Here is a 5934-nt window from a genome sequence, read left to right as displayed (position 1 = left end):
CCCGGCCGAGCGGCGTGTCCATCCTGGTCAGCAACGCCGAGGTGGTCACGCCTTCCTCGGCGCCGATGGTCACCATGGTCTGCGCCAGCAGCCGGGCGTCGGCCTCGGCCCGCATGAACGCGCCGCTACCCACCTTGACGTCCAGCACCAGCGCGGCGGTGCCCTCGGCGATCTTCTTGGACATGATCGACGCCGAGATCAGCGGGATGGACTCGACCGTGCCGGTGACGTCTCGAAGCGCGTAGAGCTTGCGGTCGGCAGGCGCAAGGCCGGCACCCGCCGCGCAGATGACCGCGCCAACCGTGTCCAACTGTTCGTAGATCTGCTCGTTGGACAGCGTCGCCTGCCAGCCAGGGATCGACTCGAGCTTGTCCAGTGTCCCGCCGGTGTGTCCGAGCCCCCGCCCGGACAGCTGGGGCACGGCGGCGCCGCACGCGGCGACCAGCGGCGCGAGCACGAGCGACACCTTGTCGCCGACGCCGCCGGTCGAGTGCTTGTCCACCGTCGGCCGAGACAGCCCACTCAGGTCGAGCCGTTCGCCGGAGGAGATCATCGCCGCGGTCCAGCGGGCCAGCTCGCGCGCGGAGAGCCCGCGCCAGAAGATCGCCATCAGCAGCGCCGACATCTGCTCGTCGGGGACGCCACCGACGGCGTACGTGCCGATCACCCAGTCGATCTGGGCGTCGCTGAGCGCGCCGCCGTCCCGCTTGGTGCGGATGAGGTCGACGGCATCGAAGCCAGCAGCGCTCATGAACCGCGCCGCGCGTCGAGCTCCGCCTCGTCGAAGGCACCGGGCAGCACGTCTGCCATTCGTGCGGGCGACCGGCCCGGTCCGGCGTCGAGCAGCAGGTCCGGGCCGCCGCGCTCCATGAGCAGCTGACGGCAGCGCCCGCACGGCGCGAGCGGATTGCCGTCGCCGGCGACGACGCTCACCGCGACCAGGCGTGAGCCGCCCGACGCCGACAACGCCGACACCAGCCCGCACTCCGCGCACAGCGTCAGGCCGTAGGAGGCGTTCTCGACGTTGCAGCCGACCACGACCGACCCGGTGTCCGTGAGTCCCGCCGCGCCGACATGCAACTTCGAGTACGGCGCATACGCGTGGGTCGCCACCTCGGCCGCGGCCCGCCGCAGCTGGTCCCAGTCGATCGTGAGTTCGTCGGTCATGGCCGGGCACTCTACCCGGGCCGCGCGATCAGCCCACGACGTACGGAACGCCGTCCGCGGCCGGTGGCCGCACCCGGCCGACCAGGCCCGAGACGACGGCGATCGTGATGACGTACGGCGCCATCGACAGGATCGGAGACGGGATGCCGACGTTCAGAACGGCGAGGAAGCTCTGCAGTGACACCGCGAACCCGAACAGCAGCGCGGCGCTCAACGCGCCGAACGGGCGCCACCGCCCGAAGATCATCGCGGCAAGCGCGACGTACCCGAGACCGGCGGTCATGTCGGAGGAGAACTCCCCGATCGACCCGATCGTGAAGGATGCCCCGCCGAGCCCAGCGATCACGCCACCGAGAATCACGTTGCGGTAGCGGACGTTCAGGACGTGGATGCCGACCGTCGCGGCGGCTTGCGGATGCTCGCCGACGGACCGCACCCGCAGCCCCCACTTCGTGTAGAACAGTGCGACGTGGACGACGACGAGCAGGATCGCAGCGCCGTACACGAAGATGTTCTGGTTGAACAAGACCGGCCCGATCACCGGGATCTTCGACAGCAACGGGATCGCGATCGGGCTGAACGTCGACGGGCTGTTGAGGGTCGCCTGGTCCGGCGTGAGCACCTGCTCGGTGAGGTAGTTCGTCAGGCCGGTGCAGAACGCGACGATGACGACGCCGACGATGATCTGGTCGGCGCCGTAGCGCAGCGACAGGAACGCGAGGATCGCGCCGAACAGCGCGCCCGAGGCCGCTCCGGCAAGTACGCCGAGCCACAGGTGATGCGAAGCGCTGTCGATCATCGCGGCGAGAAACGCGCCGGCGAGGAACTGACCCTCGATCGCGATGTTGACGACGCCGGACCGCTCGCACATGACGCCGGACAGCGCGCCGTAGACCAACGGGGTGGCGGACACCAACGTTCCGGCCAGGAGCTGGACGAACGACAGCTCACCGCCGCGGGCCGCCCACACCAGGAAGGCCCACATGAAGATGATGACGCCGACCCCGAAGATCAGGTAGCCGCCGCGACGGGGCGTTCGCGCGGCCAGGTATACGCCGACCAGCGCACAGAGGATCGACATCACGATGCACCACGGGCGCACCGGCATCGTGATCGGTGACACATTCGTCGCGGGCTGGCTGGCGAGCAGGAAGACCGCCTTGACCCCATGCTTCGCGCCGAGCCCCATCCCGAAGATGCCGATCAAGCCGATCGCGATGAGGAAGACGCCCATCCCGCGCAGGCGCGCGATGGAGACCAGCCGGCCCTCGGGAGCAGCCGGGATCGCGACCGTGGAAACGGTGGACTCTTCGGTGCCGGCGGTCATCCCGCCCACCCCTTGGTGAAGAGCAGGATCTTGCCGGCACCGGCGTCGCGGAGCCGGAAGATCTCACGGATGAGCGCCGGCGTCGCGACCATGAAGACGATGACCGCCTGGATCACCGTGGTGAGGTCGATCGGGATGCCGGTGGCAGCCTGCATGTAGCGGCCGCCGGTGTCGAGCGCCGCGAACAGCAGCGAACCCAGCACGACACCGGACGGCTTGTTGCGACCGAGCAGGGCGACGGTAATTGCGTTGAACCCGGTGCTGCCGCCGTAGTTGGTCGAGAGGAAGAAGTCCGTGCCGGCCAGCGTCGACATGCCGGCCAGCCCGACCAGAGCGCCGGAGATGGTCAGCACCAGGATGGTCGCGCGTCGCGAGTCCATGCCGGCGGTGCGCCCGGCGGTCGGGTTCGACCCGATGACCCGGAAGGTGAACCCGAGGGTGCTTCGGCGCATGAACCAGGACGCGCCCGCCGCGACCAGCAAGGCGACGATCAGACCGGCGTTGACGCGCAGGTTGCTGCCGAACAGGTGCGGCAGTGTCGCCGACGACGGGATGGTCTGCGAGATCGAGTTGCTCTGCCCCGGTTGCTGCAGCGGCCGCGTCGTGAGCAGGTAGCTCAGCAGGTCCAGGAAGATGTAGTTGAGCATGATCGTGACGATCACTTCGTGCGCGCCGGTCCGGGCTTTCAGGAAGCCGGGGATGAACCCCGCGACCGCGCCACCGGCAGCACCGGCCAGGATCACCAGCGGCATGTGGATCGCGAGCGGTGCATGCACTCCGAACCCGACGTACGTCGCGCACAACGCGCCGGCGATGTACTGGCCCTGGCCACCGATGTTGAACACGCCGGTCGAGAAGCCGAGGGCAACCCCTGTCCCGGCGAGAATGAGCGGCGTCGCAGAGACGAGCGTCTCGGACAGCGGCGTGAACAGCGTGACCCAGCCGTGCCCGGTGCGCAGCGCATGCGTCAGGTCGGACGGGCTGAAGATCGAGCCGGTGAACAGGTCGCCATACGCGTGACCCACCGTCGTAAGGCTCGCGCCGAAGGCATGCTTCGGGTTCGACCCGAGGTGGCCCCAGGCGTGCAGGGTCGACGTCGTCGTGACGATGATGAGGATCGCCCCGAACACCAGCCCGCACACGACCGCGAGAAATGTGACGACGGCGACATTGCCCTCGGCAAGCCAGTGCGCCGAGCGCTTCCACCATGGCCCCGACGGCTCGGGCTGCTCGGTGGCCGGCGCCGCCGCCGGCTCGGCAGGAATCGCGGTCATAGCGAGGGGTTCGCCGTCGACTCGGTCGGCGGCCCAGCTGCCGACGGCTTCTGCGCGCCGTCCGCGGCGCCGGCCATCATCAGACCGATCTGCTCGCGGCCGACACTCGGAGGTACGACGCCGACGATGCCGCCGCGGTACATCACCGCGACCCGGTCGGCGAGCGCGAGGATCTCGTCGAGCTCGGAGGACACCAGCAGCACCGCCATTCCTCCGTCGCGTTCCTCGACGATCCTCCGATGGACGTACTCGATCGAACCGACATCGAGGCCGCGCGTCGGCTGCGCGGCGACGAGCAGCCGCACCGGCCGGCTGAGCTCGCGGGCGGCGACCACCTTCTGCTGGTTGCCACCGGACAGCGTCCCGACCGGGGTCTCGACGGACGTCGCGCGGATGTCGAACTCGCCGAGCTTCCGCTCGGCACTTTGCCGCACCTCGGTGAGGTTGCGTGCGCCGTGCCGGGCGTATGGCGGGACGTTGTGCAGGTCGAGCACGAGGTTGTCCGCGATCGACATGTTGAGGACGAGACCCTCGAGCTGGCGGTCCTCGGGAATGTAGGCGATGCCCGCGCGCAACGCCTCGCGCGGCGTGGCCTTGGTGAGGTCCTTCCCGCCGACCTTGATCGAACCCGAGTAGACCGGGAGCAACCCGAGCAACGCTTCCGAGAGCTCGGTCTGCCCGTTGCCCTGCACGCCCGCGAGCGCCACGATCTCGCCGGCCCGAACGTCCAGGTCGACGTCGTTCACGACCGTGATCCCCCGCTCGTCGGCGATGGTCAGGCCGGACAGCTCGAGGACCGTTTCGCCGGGTTTCGCGGGCTCCTTGTGCACCACCAGGTCGACATCACGGCCGACCATCATCGACGCAAGGGTCTCCTCGTCGGCCTCGGCAGGCGTCGTCGTACCGATCACCTTGCCCTGCCGCATGACCGTGATCCGGTCCGCGACCGCCAGCACTTCCTTGAGCTTGTGCGTGATGAACAGGATCGAGCGACCGGTCGACGACAGCGACCGCATGATCGTGAACAGGCCCTCGATCTCCTGCGGGGTGAGGACCGCGGTCGGCTCGTCCAGGATCAGCAGGCTGACATCGCGCATCAACGCCTTGACGATCTCGACCCGCTGCTGAAGGCCGACTGGGAGCTTCTCGACGATCGCGTCCGGGTCCACCTCGAGGCCGAACTCCGACGACAACCGGCGGATGTCTTCTCTCGCCTTCTGCCGGTCGAGGAAGCCGAGCGGGCGGGTCGGCTCGAAGCCGAGGACGACGTTCTCGGCCACGCTGAACACTGGCACGAGCATGAAGTGCTGGTGCACCATCCCGATGCCCACGGCGATCGCGTCGCCCGGGTCGTCGAAGTGGACGACCTTGCCGTCGACCTTGATCTCGCCGGAGTCCGCCTTCAACAGCCCGAACAGCACGTTCATCAACGTGCTCTTCCCGGCGCCGTTCTCGCCGAGCAGGCAGTGGATCTCGCCCGGTTCGACGGTCAGGTCGATGCCGTCGTTGGCGACCAGCGTGCCGAACCGCTTCGTGATGCCTTCGAGCTCGAGCTTCATCGCGTCTCCTGCCCCGGCGGTAAGGCGCGCCGAGCCGCCGGAGCGGCCGGGCGCGCCTTACCGACGATCAGCCTGCCGGGTAGGAGTTCGGGTCGACCGAGATCTTGCCGGACTCGATGCCCGCCTTGATCGTGGCCAGTGCCGAGGTGACCGACGACGGAACCTTGCTCTGGAAGTCGTGGTACGGCGAGAGTGCCACACCACCGTTCTTCAGGTCACCGACGTAGGTGCCACCGGCGAACGTACCGTTGGCGGCCTTCTCGACGGCGCCCGCGACCGATGTCGTGATGCCCTTGGTCACGCTGGTCAGGAATAGCGAGCAGTACTGCGGGGCAGACACGCACCCATCGGTGTCGACCCACTCCATGTAGTTGCCACTGCCGGCCTGCTTGACCGCGGCGGCCGCACCGAGGCCCACCGCGCCCGCGACCGGGAAGACGACGTCAGCACCCTGCGCGAGCAGCGTCTGCGCGTCGGTCTTGCCCAACGCCTGGTTGGTGAAGTCGTTGGTGAACAGGCCCTTGCCCGCCAGGCTGCTCTTCGCCCGCCCCACCTTCGGCGTCCAGCCGAGGACCTGGACGTTCTTGTGCTGGGTCTTGTTGTAGTA

General features: G+C 68.7%; 6 protein-coding genes. All 6 read right to left on the bottom strand.

All coding sequences use genetic code 11. From position 1 onward, the window contains the following. The coding region (locus VME70_09630; protein HTW20456.1) for a thymidine phosphorylase at positions 1-751 on the bottom strand (751 nt) is incomplete at its 3' end. Continuing rightward, positions 748-1167, bottom strand: coding sequence for a cytidine deaminase (locus VME70_09625; protein HTW20455.1), 420 nt, complete (start codon positions 1165-1167; stop codon positions 748-750). The genes VME70_09625 and VME70_09630, both read right to left, overlap by 4 nt. Positions 1168-1195: 28 nt before the next feature. Further along, the gene (locus VME70_09620; GenBank protein HTW20454.1) at positions 1196-2494 is read right to left on the bottom strand and encodes an ABC transporter permease; all 1299 of its coding nucleotides are present in this window, start codon (positions 2492-2494) and stop codon (positions 1196-1198) included. After that, positions 2491-3768, bottom strand: a complete 1278-nt coding sequence (locus tag VME70_09615; protein HTW20453.1) for an ABC transporter permease — start codon at positions 3766-3768, stop codon at positions 2491-2493. The genes VME70_09620 and VME70_09615 overlap by 4 nt, the downstream gene beginning before the upstream one ends. Beyond that, entirely contained in the window at positions 3765-5327 is a 1563-nt protein-coding gene (locus VME70_09610; GenBank protein ID HTW20452.1) for an ABC transporter ATP-binding protein, read from the bottom strand. Before VME70_09610 ends, VME70_09615 begins: the two co-directional genes overlap by 4 nt. Positions 5328-5394: 67 nt before the next feature. Next, positions 5395-5934 (bottom strand): BMP family ABC transporter substrate-binding protein (locus tag VME70_09605; GenBank protein ID HTW20451.1); only part of this gene is annotated, 540 nt, incomplete at its 5' end.

Source organism: Mycobacteriales bacterium, assembly GCA_035504215.1.
Lineage (GTDB): Bacteria > Actinomycetota > Actinomycetes > JAFAQI01 > JAFAQI01 > DATAUK01.
This window is presented reverse-complemented; position numbering and strand designations above follow the sequence as displayed.